At 41.4% G+C, this 19,174-nt stretch carries 22 protein-coding genes; 13 read left to right on the forward strand and 9 right to left on the reverse strand.

Translation table 11 applies throughout. The features are described from left to right. Nucleotides 1–15 precede the first annotated feature (15 nt). From BUA11_RS01275 to BUA11_RS01315, 9 genes are all read right to left on the reverse strand, one after another. The gene (locus BUA11_RS01275; RefSeq protein ID WP_072757476.1) at nucleotides 16–291 is read right to left on the reverse strand and encodes a trigger factor; all 276 of its coding nucleotides are present in this window, start codon (nucleotides 289–291) and stop codon (nucleotides 16–18) included. Nucleotides 292–296: 5 nt separating this feature from the next. Next, complete coding sequence (gene minD, locus BUA11_RS01280; protein ID WP_072757873.1) at nucleotides 297–1,106, reverse strand: septum site-determining protein MinD; 810 nt, start codon at nucleotides 1,104–1,106, stop codon at nucleotides 297–299. A gap of 34 nt (nucleotides 1,107–1,140) precedes the next feature. Further along, nucleotides 1,141–2,250 carry a peptide chain release factor 2 gene (gene prfB / locus BUA11_RS01285; RefSeq protein ID WP_072757478.1) on the reverse strand — a complete coding sequence of 370 codons (1,110 nt, stop codon included), beginning with the start codon at nucleotides 2,248–2,250 and terminating at the stop codon, nucleotides 1,141–1,143. Nucleotides 2,251–2,317: 67 nt separating this feature from the next. Further along, entirely contained in the window at nucleotides 2,318–3,271 is a 954-nt protein-coding gene (locus tag BUA11_RS01290; RefSeq protein ID WP_245789423.1) for a T9SS type B sorting domain-containing protein, read from the reverse strand. Between the two features lie 23 nt (nucleotides 3,272–3,294). Beyond that, a complete protein-coding gene (locus tag BUA11_RS01295; RefSeq protein WP_084634290.1) occupies nucleotides 3,295–3,621 on the reverse strand; it encodes an EscU/YscU/HrcU family type III secretion system export apparatus switch protein in 327 nt (108 codons plus the stop codon). Continuing rightward, nucleotides 3,614–4,345, reverse strand: a complete 732-nt coding sequence (locus BUA11_RS01300) for a hypothetical protein (RefSeq protein ID WP_072757483.1) — start codon at nucleotides 4,343–4,345, stop codon at nucleotides 3,614–3,616. The genes BUA11_RS01295 and BUA11_RS01300 overlap by 8 nt, the downstream gene beginning before the upstream one ends. Nucleotides 4,346–4,377: 32 nt before the next feature. After that, nucleotides 4,378–7,137, reverse strand: a complete 2,760-nt coding sequence (mfd, locus tag BUA11_RS01305; RefSeq protein ID WP_072757485.1) for a transcription-repair coupling factor — start codon at nucleotides 7,135–7,137, stop codon at nucleotides 4,378–4,380. Between the two features lie 53 nt (nucleotides 7,138–7,190). Then, on the reverse strand, nucleotides 7,191–8,462 hold the full coding sequence (locus BUA11_RS01310) for a nucleotidyltransferase (RefSeq protein ID WP_072757487.1): 1,272 nt from the start codon (nucleotides 8,460–8,462) through the stop codon (nucleotides 7,191–7,193). Next, nucleotides 8,462–8,992, reverse strand: coding sequence for a hypothetical protein (locus BUA11_RS01315; RefSeq protein WP_245789425.1), 531 nt, complete (start codon nucleotides 8,990–8,992; stop codon nucleotides 8,462–8,464). The genes BUA11_RS01310 and BUA11_RS01315 overlap by 1 nt, the downstream gene beginning before the upstream one ends. Before the next feature lie 216 nt (nucleotides 8,993–9,208). On the opposite strand from BUA11_RS01315, the gene BUA11_RS01320 reads away from it, so the two are divergent. The 13 genes from BUA11_RS01320 to BUA11_RS01380 all read left to right on the forward strand — a co-directional run bounded on the left by BUA11_RS01320 (nucleotide 9,209) and on the right by BUA11_RS01380 (nucleotide 19,174). Further along, nucleotides 9,209–10,585, forward strand: a complete 1,377-nt coding sequence (locus BUA11_RS01320) for a pyruvate carboxylase subunit B (protein ID WP_072757879.1) — start codon at nucleotides 9,209–9,211, stop codon at nucleotides 10,583–10,585. Further along, on the forward strand, nucleotides 10,582–11,388 hold the full coding sequence (gene folK, locus BUA11_RS01325; RefSeq protein WP_072757489.1) for a 2-amino-4-hydroxy-6-hydroxymethyldihydropteridine diphosphokinase: 807 nt from the start codon (nucleotides 10,582–10,584) through the stop codon (nucleotides 11,386–11,388). Before BUA11_RS01320 ends, folK begins: the two co-directional genes overlap by 4 nt. 4 nt (nucleotides 11,389–11,392) lie before the next feature. Continuing rightward, entirely contained in the window at nucleotides 11,393–11,692 is a 300-nt protein-coding gene (locus BUA11_RS01330; protein ID WP_072757490.1) for a flagellar protein FliT, read from the forward strand. 43 nt (nucleotides 11,693–11,735) lie between these two features. Further along, on the forward strand, nucleotides 11,736–13,400 hold the full coding sequence (locus tag BUA11_RS01335) for an acyl-CoA mutase large subunit family protein (protein ID WP_072757492.1): 1,665 nt from the start codon (nucleotides 11,736–11,738) through the stop codon (nucleotides 13,398–13,400). A 36-nt stretch (nucleotides 13,401–13,436) separates the two neighbouring features. Continuing rightward, on the forward strand, nucleotides 13,437–14,312 hold the full coding sequence (gene pdxS, locus BUA11_RS01340) for a pyridoxal 5'-phosphate synthase lyase subunit PdxS (protein ID WP_072757494.1): 876 nt from the start codon (nucleotides 13,437–13,439) through the stop codon (nucleotides 14,310–14,312). 3 nt (nucleotides 14,313–14,315) lie between these two features. After that, entirely contained in the window at nucleotides 14,316–14,891 is a 576-nt protein-coding gene (gene pdxT, locus BUA11_RS01345) for a pyridoxal 5'-phosphate synthase glutaminase subunit PdxT (RefSeq protein ID WP_072757496.1), read from the forward strand. 392 nt (nucleotides 14,892–15,283) lie between these two features. Beyond that, the gene (locus BUA11_RS01350; protein WP_072757498.1) at nucleotides 15,284–15,769 is read left to right on the forward strand and encodes a Na+/H+ antiporter subunit E; all 486 of its coding nucleotides are present in this window, start codon (nucleotides 15,284–15,286) and stop codon (nucleotides 15,767–15,769) included. Continuing rightward, on the forward strand, nucleotides 15,766–16,059 hold the full coding sequence (locus BUA11_RS01355; RefSeq protein ID WP_072757500.1) for a monovalent cation/H+ antiporter complex subunit F: 294 nt from the start codon (nucleotides 15,766–15,768) through the stop codon (nucleotides 16,057–16,059). The genes BUA11_RS01350 and BUA11_RS01355 overlap by 4 nt, the downstream gene beginning before the upstream one ends. Further along, nucleotides 16,056–16,430: a monovalent cation/H(+) antiporter subunit G gene (gene mnhG, locus BUA11_RS01360; RefSeq protein ID WP_072757502.1), complete on the forward strand. Its 375-nt coding sequence runs from the start codon at nucleotides 16,056–16,058 to the stop codon at nucleotides 16,428–16,430. Before BUA11_RS01355 ends, mnhG begins: the two co-directional genes overlap by 4 nt. After that, nucleotides 16,423–16,737 carry a Na(+)/H(+) antiporter subunit B gene (locus tag BUA11_RS01365; protein WP_084634292.1) on the forward strand — a complete coding sequence of 105 codons (315 nt, stop codon included), beginning with the start codon at nucleotides 16,423–16,425 and terminating at the stop codon, nucleotides 16,735–16,737. The genes mnhG and BUA11_RS01365 overlap by 8 nt, the downstream gene beginning before the upstream one ends. Continuing rightward, nucleotides 16,734–17,453 carry a hydrogen gas-evolving membrane-bound hydrogenase subunit E gene (mbhE, locus tag BUA11_RS01370; RefSeq protein ID WP_072757503.1) on the forward strand — a complete coding sequence of 240 codons (720 nt, stop codon included), beginning with the start codon at nucleotides 16,734–16,736 and terminating at the stop codon, nucleotides 17,451–17,453. Before BUA11_RS01365 ends, mbhE begins: the two co-directional genes overlap by 4 nt. A gap of 3 nt (nucleotides 17,454–17,456) precedes the next feature. Continuing rightward, complete coding sequence (locus BUA11_RS01375; protein WP_072757505.1) at nucleotides 17,457–17,801, forward strand: sodium:proton antiporter; 345 nt, start codon at nucleotides 17,457–17,459, stop codon at nucleotides 17,799–17,801. Then, entirely contained in the window at nucleotides 17,798–19,174 is a 1,377-nt protein-coding gene (locus BUA11_RS01380) for a complex I subunit 5 family protein (protein ID WP_072757507.1), read from the forward strand. Before BUA11_RS01375 ends, BUA11_RS01380 begins: the two co-directional genes overlap by 4 nt.

Consider the following 19,174-nt stretch of genomic DNA (forward strand, 5'->3'; position numbering starts at 1 on the left):
TATGTACTTAATCGCTTACTTGAAGTTGACATTAGTCACAATTACTACATAACCATTCTGTTCATGGTAATCCACTCTGACTTTTTCAGGTGGGATGTTGAACCTTCTCGAAATCGTCTCGATAACGGCGTACTTAATCTCTTCGGAATTGGCTTGGAATTCCTCTATCGGTATTCTCTGGACGAATTCTCTTCTTCTTGTAAGCATCGTCTGTAATCTTTCGGCGGCTTCTTCCTTTGGTGATTTAGTGTTCTTATGCTTTTTCTTTTTGAATATATCTACGATCCACATCACTATCACCTCTTCTTAAACATCGAAAGCAACGAAGAAATGAATCCCTTTGAGACTCCCTTTAAATCTTCATCGATGGGAATCTCTTCCCCCTTCACCCGCTTAACGATGTTTTCAAAACTTTTACCGATTACAACGCCATCTTCCAATACCGCTGGAATACCTTTGTTGGTTGCAACGATAACTTCTTCGGAATCCGGGATGACTCCTATCAACCTCATTGCCAAAGCCTTTTCAACGTCCGTCTTATCAAGCATATCTCCACGTTTTGCCATGTGAATCTTGAATTTGTTGAGAACTATGTACATTCTGTCTTCGGTAAAACCATAGTTTTCCAAGAGCCCTATAACTCTGTCAGCATCCGATATAGCAGGTAATTCCGGTGTTGTAACTATGAATGCCGCCTCCGCTGGTGCCACGGAATTTCTAAAACCTCTTTCGATACCAGCCGGTGAGTCAATAAGTATGTAATCAAAATCATCGTATAACTCTTGAACAATCCGCTTCATATCTTCTGGAGAAATCATTTCTTTAGTGGCAACTTGAGAAGCTGCTAATAAATACAGATTCTTTAGCTGCTTATGTTTTACCAGTGCTTCTTTTGCAGATACTGTCCCGTTTACAACGTCAAACGACGTGTATATAATCCTGTTTTCAAGTCCGAGTACCACATCTAAGTTTTTGAGCCCTATGTCCGCGTCGATCAGACACACCCTTTCCCCCATCTTCGCCAGTGTACAGCCGAGATTGGAGGTGAATGTGGTCTTACCAACCCCGCCCTTTCCAGATGTTACGACAAACACTTTTGGTCTCATTCCGTTCGCCACAAACCCCACCCCTTTGGATTCCTTATTCATTTATCCCAAGCTTTGCGTAGTAAACAAGTTCGCTTTCAATGAATATATCAATTTCTCCGTCCATGACAGCTTCGATGTTTCCAGTTTCAACATCGGTTCTGTGGTCCTTAACCATCGTGTACGGCTGAAACACGTAGGATCTAATCTGGTTACCCCAGCTGATGTCTCTGAGTTCTCCTTGAATCTGCTCTATCTGTTTCCTACGCTTTTCAATCTCAAGCTGATAAAGCCTTGCTTTAAGCATCTTCATAGCTGTTTCTCTATTTTGGAGCTGCGATCTTTCAGTTTGACACGTTACAACGATACCAGTTGGGATATGTGTAATTCTTATTGCGGATTCTGTTTTGTTGACGTACTGTCCGCCAGCTCCACTCGCTCTGTAAGTATCAACCCTTATGTCTTCAGGTCTGACTTCTATATCTATATCGTCCTCTATCTCAGGTAACACGTTGACAGATGCGAAAGAAGTATGCCTTCTTTTGTTCGCGTCGAATGGTGAAATTCGAACAAGCCTGTGGACACCCCGCTCATGCTTCAAATACCCGTAAGCGAAATCGCCTTTTATGTAGAGCGTCGCACTCTTTATACCAGCTTCTTCACCTTCTTGATAATCCACTATTTCAACTGAATAACCCTTCTTCTCAGCCCAGCGCATGTACATGCGCAATAGCATAGATGCCCAGTCCTGCGATTCCGTACCGCCAGCACCTGGGTGGATAGAAAGGTATGCGTTTGAACCATCGAATTTCCCATTCAGGATGAGTTCGAGTTCGAACTCTCTAATCTTTTTCGAGACTTCTTCAATAATCTCGTCCAAATGTTCTTCCATTGAAGGATCCTCTTCAGCAAGTTCTATGCCGACTTCGATATCATCAAACAAGTTCTTTATCTTCTCCATGTCTTCGATGATCTTTCTTATCCTTTGAATCTCCCTGTTGACTTGCTGTGCTTTCTTCTGGTCGCTCCAAAAGTCAGGCTTCAGGCTCTCTTCTTCCAACTCTTTGAGTTTTTCTCTCTTATCTTCCGGATGGAAGACTTCGATGATGTCATCGTACTTCTTCTTGAGTTCTTCGATTCGTTGTTTCTGCTCGTAAGTAATCACAAGTTACACCTCTCTTCAAACCGTATCTTTCTTATTTAATCATCTTTCTAATCGTACATTTAACAAACTACATACTACTCCATATCATATATCCTATGAACAACATCATTCCTATAATTGTTCCGATAACTATCTCTTTCTTGTAAGTGTAGACACTTCTGTCTAAGGATGTCTGTGCTACTCGTTCTTCTGTAGCTATACCATCTGATAACAAAACTTTGACGGTATATAGACCGTCAGCCTTACCTTGTCCGTCCCAATTAATTTGTGTTGTTCCGGCACCAACTTTTATTGATTTCTCATATACAATTATACCAGATGGATCGAGAATTTGAATACTGCCAGTTGCCGGTCTTGAAGAGTATATTTTGATAACACATTCATCTTCGTGCCAGTCGCCATTGGGTGAGAATTTATCCATTACAACCAGTTCAAGCTTGAAAGGAACAGGCTTAAACTCGAGCCAGACAGGTGTTTCTTTCGCGTAAAGCACGTTCACTGTTTGCTTCTGGTCGGCAAAGCCTGGGCAAGTAAATATCAGTTCCTGATTTCCGAGGGGTGCCAAAACCTTTTCACCGTTCTTTTCAACTGTTCCGAGCAACTTGCCACTCGTTGTGTAAACCGAAACGGGATATACATTTGAAAAGACTGTGACTTCACCCAGTCTTGTAGAAGGGACATAGACTATTCGTGGAGTCTTTTCTACACGGAAGTAGTATCTGTCATAAATCACGTATTTGTTGGAAGTAACTACCCAGACTGTGTGGTATCCTTCAGTGCTGAATCGGACAACCAATCTGCCAAACGAATCCGTTGTCCCTGCGTAAGTTCCGTCGATATACACCGCAGAAAACGGTTCGTCGGTATATATGACAACAGAGTAATCTGGCAGGTCACCCAAGGAAATAGCCGGCACATTTCCAAATCCTATTATGATTTGAAATGAAATTTCTGCGAGTCCAAAAGAAGTTACTAATAGCAACAAAAATACTAGAGATATTTTTGAAAGCCTGATTTTCATGTCAACCCCTCCTTTGAGAAACATTACTTTTCCAATCCCAGCTGGATAAAAGCAAGCACTTCAGCAACAGCTACATAAAGTTTTGTTGGTATCGGCTCGAGTACTTCGAGTTTGAAAAGTTCTTTCACAAGCTCTTCTGATTTTACGATTGGAACATTGCTCTCCTCAGCTTTCTTGATTATAAGCTCTGCTAAGTGACATTTGCCTTTTGCAACCACAAAGGGTACGTAATCCTTTCCCGGTTGATATCTCAGAGCAACAGCAAGTTTCTTGGTGCATTCTTGGTTGCTTTTCTTCGCGTCTGAATCAATAGAACCGAAAGTGTCGAAGTTATCGAAGTTATCAAACATAGGTTCCGTCATCCATCCCTTTAAGTTTTATGTGTACCTGTCGAAATACTCTCTTCAACCTTCTTTCTAACTGCTCAACTCCATCCGGTATTTTTTCAAAATACAAAGTTAGGTTCTGACCATCAGTTTTGGCAAATATGTGGTTACCAACAACAAATACTTCGAACGTTCCTAATTCGCGGTCTACGAATACCAAACCTTCATTAATAATTAGACCATATCTCCCAGACAGAATGTTCAAATACTTTTCGAACTCAGCGTACTTATCGGCCTTATCTGAATTATCAGCATGATTTCCAGGAAATAATATACCTGTTCCACCGATAACTTCTCCTGAATCACTTCTTCTGCCTATTCTTTCATTAAGTAGTGATTTGAATCTTGTCAGCAATTTCTTGTCAATGTCTCTTCTCTTAGATACCTCTTCAAGAAAAAGGCCTATTGCAATAGCTAATCTGTTTTTCACATGTTCGTTCCAAATTTCTTGACTAGCTAAGAGTTCTTCTGCCATTTGCACGAACTTCACACTTGGCAGCTCGTTGAATTCGTAAGGCTTCTTTGCGACTACCTTTGCAAAGTAGTCACCGCTTCCAAAATTTTTTAGCTCGAGCTTCGTACCCTCTTTTGGAGGTCTTTTATCACTCTTGATTATATATTCACCATCTTGGGTTCTGACCTTTACATATTTTCCATAAGATTCAAGAACGTAGCCGAATATTTTCACATAAATTCACCTTTCTGAATACAAAGGATCAATTAAGTTTTCAACACAGTACTCCGTGTATTTACTAATTCATCGATGTCCATAAAGAATATATACGTGTCTTCCTTCTCGTTGTATATGTACCTTGGCGACAGCTCTTCGAAGTGTGCTTTCTTAAATTTTACCACCAAACCAACGTCGGATATCGTTGCTTTTGAAACGTTCTTGTTCCACAACATGACTCTCAGATATGCGTACTTTATTAAATTATTAACACTTACAGGCAACTTGCCGAACCTGTCGACAAGTTCCTCTTGTATGTCAGTAAGTTCCTCTTCAGTGATTGCCGACGCTATCCTTCTGTAAAATCTCATTCTCTCAAATGGATCATATATGTAGCTCTCTGGTATGACTATACTATCAGGTATACCTTCGATTTCTGTATCGATTTTGCTTTGAATATTACCGCTCACTTCCTCGACAGCTTCATTAAGAAGGTCTAAGTAGTATTTTAAGCCGAGGTCGTTTATGTAGCCGTGCTGTTCAAGTCCGAATATCGCACCAACTCCACGAATTTCCATGTCTTTCATCGCTATCTTCATACCACTTCCTGGTCCTTGATAAGACTTTATTGCGTACAACCTTTCCAAAACCTTATCGTTGACATGTTTTGGGTGCAAAAAGTAGGCGAACGCCAATTTATCGCTCCTACCTACCCTGCCACGTAATTGGTATAGCTGAGCCAAGCCATATCTGTGCGCATCGTCTACTATCAACGTATTTGCATCAGGTACATCAATACCATTCTCAACAATAGTGGTACACAATAGAACATCAGCATGCTTGTGATAGAACGCATCTATAACCTTTTTCATTTCACTCTTTGTCTGTTGTCCATGAGCTATTACTATCGATACTTCGGGTATGAGCTCTTTAAGCTTTTCATATACGCTGTAAATCGTATTAACGCGGTTGTGGACGTATATAACTTGTCCGCCCCTTCCGACTTCCCTAAGGATTGCGAGTTTTACTATCCTCTCGTCGTAAGGACCTATATGAACTTGTATTTCTTTTCGTCCAAGCGGTGGGGTCTTTATTTCTGATAGATCTTTTAGATTGGAAAGTGCCATATGTAACGTTCTTGGAATCGGCGTTGCACTCATCGAAAGAACATTGACGTTCACGCGAAGCTTTTTGAACTTTTCCTTTTGCTCAACACCGAACTTCTGTTCTTCGTCAATGACAACAAGCCCCAAATCTGCAAATTTTATATCCTTCAAAATGCTATGAGTACCGATCAACACATCTATTCTACCTTCTTTTACACCCTTCAGTATTTCCTCTCGTTCCCTTTTAGTCGAAAATCTGTTGAGTAGTGCTACTTTTATACCAAAAGGCTCAAATCTTGCCGATATGTTGTCGTAATGCTGTTTTGCGAGAATCGTAGTTGGAGCTAAAAGAGCTGCCTGTTTTCCCGAAGCAACAGCTCTAAATATCGCTCGTATCGCAACTTCTGTCTTACCGTATCCAGCATCTCCGACAAGGAGTCTGTCCATAGGCTTTTCACTCTCGAGGTCTTCAAAAACTTCTCGTATAGCATTGAGCTGGTCAGGAGTTTCTATAAACGGGAAAGTCTTTGCGAATTCCTCTTCAAGCTCTGCTTCGCCAGGAAGTGATACGCCTGTAATTGTATTTCTAACGTGTTGGAGCAACACGAGTTCTCGGACGAGCTCTTCGATGTTCCTTTTGGCTCTTTCGACTTTTCTCGACCAAGTTCCCTTCTTTAATGAGTCAAGTTTTACGTTGATCTCATCACCTACATATTTTTCAACAAGGTCTATGCGCTCTATCGGCACGTAAAGTATGGAGTCTGCAAAATTGAGCACCAGAAATTCTCTCTGTTTTCCGTTCGCATCCACCTTTTTGATTTCGTTGAACCGTGCAATGCCGTATTTTCTGTGGACAACTAAATCACCGACTTGCAGTTCATCTTCAGAAAGAATAGGCACTGAGAGGTACTCTTCTTCGGTAGGTTTAACTTGGACTTTCTGGAGTGGTTGAGATGGATACGCCTGAGCTTTTGAAATTACTTCCTCATAATCAAATATCCCATATTTCTTGTAATTAAAGAGCCTTTCTGCATCGGAAAGTCCCTCGAGAGACTTTCTCAATTCCCTTTCGAAAGACGAGAAGTGCTCAATTACAGACCTTCTATCAGTAGTATACAGCTGAACATCATAGTCAAGAAAGGTGCCGCTGACGTATTTGCCTGTTAGTTGTTCATCGACTGGCTCGAGAGGATTTTCTCTATCTTCGTATACAAATTCTCTTGCAGGTAAAATCAGAGCTGATTCAAGGCTCACTTCACTTCTTTGCGTTTTCAGGTCAAATCTGCGTATATCTTCGATTATATTTCCGTACAATTCTATCCTTGTAGGTATGTTGTTCGGTCCAAGGTAGTCAATTATTTCTCCCCTTATTGAGAATGTCCCGCCCTCTCTGACGTTGAAGACCCGCTCATATCCAAGCCTCGAAAATAGATTCTCGAGGTCTGGCACTTCATCGCCGATTTTGAAAGTGTAGATTTCGTTTTTGAAAACTTCAGGCGGCATTATGTAATGTAATAAAGACCTCAGTGTACAGACTGCTTTCAATTTGCCTTGGAGCGCCAAGTAAAGGGCGTAAATCCGGCGAGATCTGACATACCAAGAGGGTTTGAGATTTTCGTAGGGGAGCACATCGTAGTCGGGAATGTAATAATAACCTTCTATCTCACAATCTTTTTCCGTAGGAACTATTAAGATTTCGTTCATTAAATGATTCGCACACCTCCACGAAACGCACTAAGATTTTCTACGTTTTCAAGTTATATTCTTACAGGTTGTTCAAAGTCCATACCGGCGGTTCGAGTAGATTTGTTTGGATACAAGAATGTATATATGTCACTTGCGAGTAAATCCTTTTCAAACTGCCACAGATACAGTTCGCTATCCACGTCCCACAATCTCTTCTCTTCTGTTATATCCTTTTCTACGCCTTCAAGCACTTGTTTATATAACGAAGCGGTCGATATTATCGGTATAGATGAGTTCTTCTTAATCATCTTCAAAAGTTCTCTGCCTTTTTCATTAAATCCCAGCACTCTTAAATATTGAGGACCAAGTTCATTGCTTTTTTCAACGTGCTCTTTGTCCATTTCGAAGAGAACATGCAATATAGCGCGTCTAATTCTTGAGTATGTAAATCTTTTCGCTTTTACGAGCTCAACAAATTGTTGCAAATCGCCGGTCTCCCTTGCCGATTCGTAGAACCTCAAATCAAGTCCCTCGTTAAAACTGTATATCTTTTCAAAATCTTCCCTTTTCAACTTTCTAAAGAGTGCAATCACAAATTCAAGATTCTCCCAAAAGACGGGTCCTCTTCCCGCTTGGAATTCCTCATGGATTACCTCGTACGTAAATTTCGGCATGGCTTCTTTGGAAGTTTCGAAAAGTCCCTCTTTAATTGCTTTTCGTATAGCACTTGCTGAAGAAAACTTCCCTCTGAACGTTTCGTCGTTGTAATCCGCGCCTATTCGGTTTATCACGTGAGGTGTTATATTGCTGTTGTATCTGATCAGCGCTTTGATATACTCTATTCCAAGTATATCGTTCGACTTTGAAAGTTTGTTGACATCTTTATCGAGGACATCCATTAACGCATATTTCCTCGCATTCGGATACGAATAGCCCAATTTCAATTGTTTCTTAAATGCAACTTCGAATTCCGGAGTCTGGTACGTAAGTAAATGTGCAACTCTTTTCAAAAAGTCTATATCCCCACTCTCACTTCCAAATACTATGTCCGTGACAACCCCCGTCTTGTGAAGGATACCAACTGATCCAAGCGCAAAGCCTCCGGCATCTTGGACGGCATAAATTGTCGGTAACTCGAACACGACGTCTACCCCGTGCATCAGGGCAATCTTCGCACGGGCGAATTTGTTAACTATCGCAGGTTCACCGCGCTGGCAAAAATTGCCGCTCATCACCGCGACTACGTAATCCGGATTAACAAGCCTTATCGATTCGTTCAAGTGATGAAGATGTCCGTAATGGAACGGATTGTACTCAACGACCAATCCCAAAACTTTCGGCACTATTCCTCAAACTCCTTTTTCATTATTGTGTACTGCAGTATGAAGAGTATAAGATTGTAAGCAAAATACACAGCTGATAAGTACATCATCTCAACTGTGTTTCCATGGTCTTTCAAAAGGTCCAGCCCTATCCACGTGGGACCAAAGAACGCAAGTTTGTAAACTTGGACGCCAACTGATATTCCTGATGATATGAAAGCTAAAATTATAAACAGTGAAGAATTACCACCAACCGCTTTAGAATAAGGATAAAGGCTCATAAAGAAGCCACTGACAGTGATCATAACTAATATGAAGAGTAAGAAGCGCGAACCGAGAAAAGTAAGTCCAGTCAGGTTAGAGACTATAGGGGAAATATACATCACAGCAAAATATACGGCGAGCGATATGAACCCAAAGACGAAAGTTAAGAACCCGACTAATATAACGAAATAAAATTCAAAATTATGTTCAGCACCCCTTTTCTTTTGAATGCCTGATGCCACTGGATTTTGCTTCTCCTTATGTTCAAACTGACTCTGCCTTATCAATCCAATTACCCCCTTCTTCTTTCTGTTCACTTAAATTATACCAGATTTATCCTAATCGGTCTATCAATAACAATTATTAGCTTGCTTTGATATACTCTTTCTTGCTTCCAAATACAGTACTTTATACTTTTTACAAGCGTGCTATAATTAATTTGAAACGTGAAAACTTATTTTATATTGCTTCTTCAAGAGGTGAAACAGATGCCAATATTATCAATGTTCACAGACACAACTTTCAGGGATGGACACCAGTCGCTTATAGCCACAAGAATGCGAACAGAAGATATACTCGGAATAATTGAAGAAGTTGATAGTCTCGGTTTTCAAGCGCTCGAAGTTTGGGGCGGAGCAACTTTCGATGTTTGTGTCAGGTTTTTAAACGAAGACCCTTGGGAAAGATTGAGGCTTATAAAGAAAAAGCTAAAAAACGGCAAAGCCCAAATGCTACTGCGTGGGCAGAACTTGGTTGGATACAGGCACTACGCTGATGATGTTGTCGAATTGTTTGTAAAAAAAGCGGTAGAGAATGGCGTTCAGGTAATGAGGATTTTTGATGCTCTCAACGATATTAGGAATTTGGAAAAGAGCATTGAGGTTGCCTTAAAATGTGGGGCACACGTCCAGGGTGCGATATCTTACACCGTAAGTCCATTTCACACAGTAGAGTACTTCGTAAATTATGCAGAGCAGTTGGTTGAACGTGGAGTCCATTCACTCTGTATAAAAGACATGGCTGGGCTGCTAACACCAAAAGTAGCGGGCGAACTTGTTAGCGCCCTGAAAAAGAGATTCGATTTGCCTTTGGAAGTACATTCACATGCCACTGCTGGTCTTGGAGAACTCGCCTACCTCGCGGCTATACAAGCGGGTGCGGATATCATAGACACTGCGTTTTCACCATTCGGAATGACGACAAGCCAACCTGCATTTGAGCCGATATATTATTCTTGGAATGAATACAGACCACTTCCTGAGATAGATTGGCACAAAGTGGACAGAATCGTAAAGTATCTAACAGATGTTCGAAATAAATATGATGCGTACGATGTAAAGATGTACAGCATTGATCACAGAGTGATTACTTCACAAGTTCCGGGTGGTATGTACTCTAACTTAGTTAAGCAACTGTCTGAACAGAAGATGTTAAACAAATTGGATGATGTATTAAGAGAAATTCCGCGCGTGCGTGCAGACCTTGGTTATCCGCCACTTGTAACGCCAACGAGCCAAATTGTGGGAGTTCAAGCTGTGCTCAATGTAATAACAGGTGAAAGATACGCTAAGGTCACCAGGGAAGTAAAGGATTACGTGAAAGGACTTTACGGAAAACCACCAGCGAAGATCGATGAAGATCTTGCAAAGAAAATACTCGGCGATGAAAAACCGATTGAAGGACGCCCAGCTGATTATATAGAACCAGAACTTGAAAAGAGGAAAGGTGAAATTGGGCTACTTGCAGAGAATGATGAAGAGCTTTTGATATACGCTATACTGGGCGAAGTCGGAAAGCAATATCTGAAGAAAAAATACGAAGAAAAATTATACATCGACTGGAACTTGGTTGAGAAGTTTGAAGGGGGTTACCCTGTTTGATAGTCGGTCTTGGAAACGATATAGTGGACATCTCGCGTGTTCAAGTTGACTTAGCAAAAAGAATTCTCACTCCGAGAGAGAAAGGGAACAAAAACAGAATTACTGAACAGTACGTTGCGGGTAGATTCGCATTGAAAGAAAGCTACTTTAAAGCTCTCGGAACAGGTCTTAATGGAAATTCGTTTCAAGATATTTCTTTTCTCAACAGGAATGACGGGAGCCTCTATTGTGTGATTCATAGGTATAGACATGCAAAACACGGGGCATATAATTACATACACACAACGCTGTCTCACGATAAATTCGCAGTAGCCGAAATAATATTAGAAAAGGTCGAAGGAAAAGTTTTTGTAGGCATCGGGACAAATCTTGGAGACAGAAAGAAAAACATACAAGAAGCCATCGAAAGAATTGGAAAGGTAGCGAGCGTAATCTCAACTTCCGATGTTATAGAAACCGAACCTTACGGTAAGACAGATCAACCGAATTTCCTAAATTGCGTAATAGAGATAAGCACTGCCCTATCACCGGAAGAGCTTTTAGATGCTCTGCTGAACATTGAGAAAGAGATGGGAAGAGTTAGAAATGAAAAATGGGGACCAAGAATTATAGATTTAGATATATTGTTTTACGGTAATATAATTGTGGAAAGTGAAAAATTGAGAATTCCGCACTACGATTTTGAAAACAGGATTTTCTTCGTAAAACCGATGGCCCAGATCGCTCCTGACTATATACATCCAATAAGCCTCAGGAAGGTTACGGAAATACTTGAAAGTCTTGAAAAATGGAATGTGGAGTGATACTATGGCAAACAGTGGAGAGAAGGACATATTGAATATCGAAGCTCAGATAGATGAAGCGATAGAGAAAGAAGACTACGAGAAACTGAATCAGTTACTCGATGAGAGAGAAAAGCTCCTTTCGAAGTTATCGAGCGAAGAGTTGATAGAGATATACAAGCGAGACGAGGAGCGGAAGAAAAAACTCGAGCAGAAACTCAATGAATTTAAAGAAATGGCGCTAAAGACCATCGAGGGTGAAAAAATGATGAGATCCTATCTGACGGTTGAAGATAAGGGGAGCAGCATAGACAGGAAAGGTTGAGTAAAGATTAAATTTTTTAAATCGAAGCGAAGGGGGAGTTGGAATGAACGAAAGATTTGTAAAGGCAAAAGCAAAATACGAAGATGTTGTTGCAAAATCGGTAGCAAAGGTACCTGAAAGAAAACCAACTTTTACTTCAACGTCCGGTTATGAAATCAAGAGGCTCTACACTCCAGAGGATATAGAACACATAGATTACGTGGAAGAAATCGGATTCCCCGGTGAATATCCTTACACACGCGGTGTTCAGCCAACAATGTACAGGGCAAGGCACTGGACGATGCGCCAGTATGCAGGCTTTGGAACTGCCGAAGAATCGAATAAGAGGTATAAGTACCTCCTCCAACAAGGACAGACAGGACTTTCGGTTGCATTCGATTTGCCAACTCAAATTGGATACGACTCAGATGACCCAATGGCTGAAGGTGAAGTTGGTAAAGTCGGCGTTGCAATAGACTCGCTTGAGGACATGGAGATACTGTTCGATGGTATTCCACTTGACCAAGTCAGTACTTCCATGACAATAAATAGCACGGCGATGATTCTGCTCTCAATGTACATAGCCGTCGCGGAAAAACAAGGAGTATCGCAAGACAAACTGAGCGGTACGATACAGAACGATATACTCAAAGAATACATAGCAAGGGGAACATATATTTATCCACCTGAACCATCTATGAGGCTTATAACAAACATCTTTGAATACTGCTCGAAGTACATGCCGAAGTGGAATCCGATAAGCATAAGTGGGTATCATATAAGGGAAGCCGGTTCAAGCGCAGTACAAGAAGTTGCGTTCACACTTGCTGATGCTATAGCGTACGTAGACACAGCAATAAAGGCTGGGCTTGATCCAAACGTCTTTGGAAAAAGATTGTCTTTCTTCTTTGCAGCACATAACAACTTCCTTGAAGAGATAGCAAAATTCCGTGCAGCGAGAAGACTATGGGCAAAGATAATGAAGAAAAGATTCGGTGTGACTGATCCAGAGGCATTGAAGTTGAGATTCCATACACAAACCGGCGGTTCTACACTCACAGCTCAACAACCACTTAACAATGTAATCCGCGTCACGATACAAGCACTCGCAGCCGTTTTGGGTGGCACTCAGTCGCTCCACACAAACAGCTACGACGAAGCTCTCGGACTCCCAACGGAAGAATCCGCAAGAATCGCTTTAAGAACGCAACAAATAATCGCTTACGAATCGGGTGTTGCGGACACGATCGACCCACTCGCCGGTTCTTACGTAATAGAAGCAATGACGAGCGAAATTGAAAAGAGAGCGATGGAGTATATCGAGAAGATAGATCAGATGGGTGGAATGATAAAGGCAATTGAGACTGGATACGTACAGAAAGAGATCCACGAAAGCGCTTACAAGCACCAACTTGCAGTTGAAAAAGGTGAAGAGATAATAGTTGGTGTGAACAAATTCCAAATAAACGAAGACTTGAAACAAAAAGAAGTGCTCAAGGTAGATCCAGAGCTTGAAAGAAAGCAAAAAGAACGAGTTAAGAAGCTCAAAGAGAGAAGAGACAACGAAAAAGTGAAGAAGATTCTTAACAAGATAAAAGAAGTTGCGCAGACCGATGAAAATCTCTTCCCGTACGTTCTCGAAGCTGTTAAATCGTACGCAACCGTTGGTGAGATAAGCAACGCACTGAGGGAAGTATTTGGAGAATACACAGAGACTGTAATCATCTGATAAATTGAAACACAATTGAAAAGGAGGGCGATAGATATGGAAAAAGGAACATGGGAAATCAAGAAGGGATTTGCGGAAATGTTCAAAGGTGGCGTCATTATGGACGTCACAACAGCTGAGCAGGCAAAGATCGCAGAAGAAGCAGGAGCGGTTGCCGTCATGGCACTTGAAAGAGTTCCTGCAGACATCAGAAAAGCCGGCGGCGTTGCGAGAATGGCAAGCATTGCCAAAATAAAGGAGATAATGGAAGCAGTTTCCATCCCTGTCATGGCAAAGGTAAGGATTGGACACATCGCAGAGGCACGTATCCTCGAAGCTCTCGGTGTTGACTTCATAGACGAGTCTGAAGTTCTAACGCCTGCAGATGACAAATACCACATAAACAAGCATGAATTCAAAGTCCCGTTTGTTTGCGGTGCAAGAAACCTTGGCGAGGCACTGAGAAGGATCGCAGAAGGCGCAGCGATGATAAGAACAAAAGGTGAAGCTGGTACCGGTAACGTCGTGGAAGCTGTCAAACACATGAGAACAGTGATGGCAGAGATTAGAAAAGTCCAGAACTTGCCATACGAAGAAATAGTAACGTATGCAAAAGAAATAGGCGCACCTGTAGAACTCGTGCAACAAGTGAAAGAACTCGGAAGACTACCGGTTGTGAACTTCGCAGCTGGCGGCGTCGCCACGCCTGCTGACGCTGCACTCATGATGATGCTCGGTGCAGATGGTGTTTTCGTTGGTAGCGGTATATTCAAATCAAAAGACCCAATGAAGATGGCAAAATCGATAGTTATGGCAGTCACGTACTGGAACGACCCAGAGATGCTCTTGAAGATATCAGAAGACATCGGCGAACCAATGGAAGGTTTGGAAATTGAAACGTTAGAAGTAAGGCTCCAAGAAAGAGGTTGGTAAGAAATGGTAATAGGGGTATCAGGCATACAAGGTGATTTTAGAGAACACAAATGGGCGATAGAAAAGCTCGGGGTCGAAACATACGTCGTACGAACTCCAGAAGACCTGGAGAAAGTTGATGGGCTTATCATACCAGGTGGAGAATCTACAACTATGATCCGCATAATGAAGCGCATAGGGCTTTTCGATGCACTGAAAGAAAAGATTTTGAAAGGTTTTCCAGTATACGGAACTTGTGCTGGACTTATAGTCTTGGCCAAAGAAATAGAGAATTACCCGCAAGAGTCCTTAGGGGTAATCAACATCAAAGTGAGGAGAAATGCATACGGACGGCAAGTAGACAGCTTTGACGAAATGGTAGAAATCAAAGGTTTTGACAGACCTTTCAAAGCGATATTCATCCGCGCTCCAAGGGTTGAAGAGTGGGGAAATGAAGTTGAAACATTGGCTTTCTTAGACAAGCACCCAATTATGCTCAGGCAAAAAAACGTGCTCGTCACATCGTTCCACCCAGAGCTAACAGACGACACAAGAGTACATGAATACTTCTTAAGTATGGTTAAGGAGTACAGGAAATAAGCATATTTATCGAGAATTTATAAAAAATTCACAAGGGGCGAACAATTCGCCCCTTTTTTGTTTGAAGAATACTAGATTGAACGCAATTTTGTTTTTAAAAACAATTTTGCTATAATACAGGTGGTTAGTCGCCCAAAATTTCAAGTGTTGTCTCACCATCCAGAAAAACGAATATGAACGATTTGGAGGATATTTTCGAAGATATCAATTAATTTAGATTATATTTGTCCAATTTTTCTATTTGACACATTTGTTGTGTCTGGTAGAATATTAAAGAAAAAATGGAGTATTTTTGTCTATTTTGGCACAAGAACAATAATGCAAGTCTTGCGATCTTGTTCATTTTTATATTCAATACTTTGTGAAAAAAATATCATCTATTAAAGGGAGGGATGTGCGTGAATTTTTCGGTACTCATTGTTACTTTTTTCACATGGTTGTTGTTAACGTGGTCCCTTGATGTTCAAGAGGTTATTGTTGGATTAGTGGTATCGTTTGCTATTTCCATTATTTTCAAACGCTACTACAACATCAAGTTCAACGCCAAGTTCGTACCCGGACTTTTCAAGTTTTTCTTTGTTTACATACCGGTTTTCGTTTGGGAGATGCTGAAAGCAAATTTTGACGTCGCTTCAAGAGTGTTGGACAGTAAAGTACGTGTTAAACCGGGGTTTGTTAGAGTTAAGACATCTTTGAAGGGTGATATTGCCAAATTGACGCTCGCCAATTCGATAACCCTAACACCAGGAACGATTGCTGTTGACATGAAAGATGACGAGCTTTACGTACACTGGATAGAAGTTGGAGGTACCGATGAGAACTCAAAACGCACGTTTTATGGTAGACTTGAAAGGTTCTTGAAGGGGGTGTACGAATGAGTGGCTCTCTTTTAATCGATTTAATTGTCTTTGGATTCACTGGACTCGGTATTTTCTTAACGCTCATCAGGTTCTTGCTCGGTCCAACGAGTTTCGAAAGATTGGTCGCTGTGGATATGATGAACGTCATGTTCATAGGCGTTCTAGTTATGATTGCGTACATATTCAAGAACAATATGTACATGGATATTGCTTTGCTATACGGTTTACTCACTTTTATCGAGACTTTAGTCTTTGCTCGCTATCTTGAAAATCGGGCAGCAAAGACTGCGGACGGTGATAAGAGATGACTGAGATAATAAGAGAAATCGTAGGCTATACGCTCACCGCGCTTGGTGCGTTTTTCTATTTCCTTGCAGGTTTAGGTTTGATTAGAATGCCGGATGTTTATACAAAGCTCCAAGCTTCAACAAAGGCAACGACTCTCGGAACCTTTTCTATCGCGCTTGGGATAGGTATTCTCAATCCAGAATTCTTCGGAAAGTCGATTATATTAATCGCCTTCGTAGCCCTAACAAACCCTGTTGCATCATCTGTAATGATTCGAGCAGCTTACAAAAACAACGCACCCGCATGCAAAGAGACTTGTATTGATGAAATAGCAGAACTAAAAAACAATGCGGTAGAAAAAGCTGTTACGGGTGGTGAGGGCAATGAGTAATTTGAAAGAGTTTTTAACAAGTTTAGAGCTCATCGATTATGTATCTTATTTGGTCGGCGGATTGATGGTAGTCTTTGGAATCTTTGCCGTTGAAGCAAAAAAGATATTCGATTCATTGCTTGCACTTTCTGCTTTAAGCATGTTGTCAGTATTGATATTTGTCGTATTGAAAGCACCAGATGTAGCAATCACGGAAGCGGCAGTTGGTTCAGGACTTGCAAGTGCTGTGATGATTTTTGCACTATTTAGAATTAGCAATCCGGAAAATAAACGAGGCAATAAGAACAAGGCAGGTGAGGAAGAATGAGGCGCATATGGGCAATCCTGCTTTCAGCTGTATTTTTATACTTCTTCTTCACAGTCTATGCTCCAACTCTTCCTGAGTTTGGCATGTTTGACATGTATAGGAGAGTTTCGTTTGATTATATAAGCAAATCAACGACAAAAGAGTACTCACCTGTGGAATTTAAGAAGTCATCCAACCTTGAAGAAGGCAGTGCAAATGTTGTCACTTCAATTGTTGTGAACTACCGTTCTTTCGACACGCTTGGAGAAGTCACTGTACTATTCACAGCAGCACTTGGTGTCGGTTTGCTCGCATCCTACAAGAAAAGAAGAATAGAGTTCGAAAACCACAACGTTCTTTCAACCGCAACAGGTATAGTGTTACCGATAATTTTACTCTTCGGGGCTTACATCTTTATACACGGGCACCTCACACCCGGTGGTGGATTTCCAGGCGGTACGATAATTGGGCTTGGAGTTCTGTTGTTAATTCTTGGAAGAACGGACTTCAAAGTATCCGAAGTGGCTAAGTACACAGAAGGTGTAGCAGGTGCCGGGTACGTTCTCGTTGGATTGGTAGGAATAGCTTTGGCAGGAACGTTTTTGGCAAATTTCCTCCCAACAGGTACGGTAGGATACTTGTTCAGCGCAGGCGTTGTGCCGATAGTCTATACTCTGATAGGCTTCAAGGTTGGAGCAGAGCTTTCGAATATAATTTCAGAAATGAGGGAGGGATAAGATATGCTTTACTACATCTCGTTTGTCCTCTTTGGCATAGGTCTTTATGGAATCATCTCCCAAAAGAACCTTTTTAAACAGCTTGTATCTTTGACAATAATTGATACCGCTGTCAATATTTTCATTGTCTCGCTCGGCTATCTCAAAGGTGCGGAGGCTCCTATCTACTCTGTGATAACTCCTGTCGCAAATTTCGTTGATCCTCTCCCGCAAGCGCTCGTCCTTACAGCAATAGTTATCGGCGTTGGAACTTTAGCTCTTGGTGCAATGCTTTTAGTACACATCAACGAAGAATACGGCTCTGTTGACCCAGATGAAATTCGCGCAGCAAAGGAAGTGATAGAATGATTACTTTGCTAATTGCTGTCCCTCTTGCCCTCGCTTTTGCTACGGTAGCCTTTCCAAAGGCAAGCAAGTACATCTTACCAATCGCCCTTATATTTAATCTAGTTTTGCTTTTCGGATTCTTGAAGCCAGGCACGTTGGTTCAAGTTGGTAATTGGCCCGCTGCTTATGGTATAGCACTTTTGCTTGATAATGTGAATTATCCATTCCTTTTATTCGTGAATATCCTTTTGCTTGCAATATCACTCACCGCAGATTTTAAAGAAAAGCATGGGATTTTGCTCCTTGTGCTTACAGCATCGTTAAATGGGCTGTTGCTCACAGGTGATTTCTTTAACTCATTTGTGTTCCTTGAAATCATATCCGCAATAGCTTACATACTTGCAGCTGAAAAGAAAAACTCTTATGCAGCGTTCAAGTACCTCATTTTCGGTGCTGTTGCAGGAACCCTTTATTTGATAGGTGCAGTAACAGTGTACGTCTATGCAGGTACTTTGAATATGGGATATGCAAGTTTCATCGTTGCACCACAGTATATGGAAATTGCCGGCATTTTCATGCTCTTGGCTCTATTGATAGAGTTGAAAGTCCTTCCTCTTGGACTTTGGGCACCCGATGTGTATTCAAATGGTTCTTCTCTAACACCTGTTGTGCTCGGAACGGCTGTCACCGCTTCGATTTTCTACCTTTTCGCGAGGATTTTCTTTACAATAACACTTCCTGTCAGATTTGAATTGGTCTTCATCCTTTCAACGATTTCAATCATCGTAGCTCAGTTGGCTGCCTTAAAACAGAAAAATCTTGGAAGAGCACTTGCTTACATGGCAATAGCTGGTGCAAGCACGGTAGTGGCAGCACTGTCTGCCGCAGTTCATGGAGAGGATACACTACTTTCAGCTGCTTTCTTTTATCTCTTTGCCGATGTTGTATCAGTATTCGTGCTCTTCTCAATTTTCGCTTACTTGTCACACAAGGGCTTTAAAGGAAACACCACAGTAGGTTTGGCATTTACAATCGCTTCACTTTCGATAATAGGATTACCTCTCACAGCTGGATTCTGGGCGAAAATCAACCTACTTCAATCACTCTTTGAGATGAATAATTTAATTCTTCCTGCTGTATTATTAATTTCAACAGTCATAGAGGCTGGTTATCTCATCAAGTGGAACGTTGAGCTGTGGTACAAAGACCAAGAAGAACAAGAAGATGAAAGCTACATACCATTTGGTACGCAGCTTGTTGTGCTACTCTTAGCTCTTGTACTTATCATCGTAGGTTTCATGCCACAGCTAATCACAGACAAGACTCACAGCATAGCTACGTCGTTAACAGATTTCAGAACCTACTTCGATACTCTCCTGAAAGGAGGTATGTGA

The organism is Fervidobacterium gondwanense DSM 13020, assembly GCF_900143265.1.
GTDB lineage: Bacteria > Thermotogota > Thermotogae > Thermotogales > Fervidobacteriaceae > Fervidobacterium > Fervidobacterium gondwanense.